The sequence below is a fragment of the Pseudomonas sp. P4_B3 genome (assembly GCF_056402295.1).
The window spans coordinates 1-544 of the sequence record NZ_JBFUHR010000056.1; the positions used below are offsets into that span (position 1 = coordinate 1).

At 45.2% G+C, this 544-nt stretch carries 1 pseudogene; it reads left to right on the plus strand.

From position 1 onward, the window contains the following. Positions 1–243 precede the first annotated feature (243 nt). Positions 244–544, plus strand: a pseudogene (locus AC1DWG_RS30425) (hypothetical protein); the annotation flags it as partial.

A 544-nucleotide genomic window follows, 5' to 3' on the forward strand; every position in this document is an offset into this window, starting at 1 on the left:
CCCCCAGAAGCGGAAGTCAAACCTCATAGGCACCCAGTGCGGATGATGTTTGTTGTTACCTGAAAATTAAAATAATCGAATGATTAAAAGTTCATTCGTGAAAATCACTATTATCTTGGCCGCGTCATGCCGCAAGATTAATTAATAGTAATTACTGGATCTTGACTGCCATCAGCAACGGCAAACTCCAATTATGCCGTGCCGAGAGCCAAGTTGATTCACTATTACAACCAAGAGGTCACCATGGAACTTAGTATGTTTTCTTCGTCCACCGTGGAATATGTGCGTTTGGGCATTGTATATTTTCATCTTATCGCCTGCTGCGTGGCAATCGGGCTGGTTTTGACCAGTGACATTGCAATGGTCAAGCAACTCCTGAAGGGCGATGCATCAGGTCACCATGATGACGCGCACATGGACAGTCTTCAAAAAACCGTATCGCTTGCACTTGTCGCGCTCTGGATTACAGGCATTGGTATTGTCGGGATCGATTATGCCGGCAAGGGGATGGAGTATTTCCTCAATCCAAAATTGCAAGCCAAAA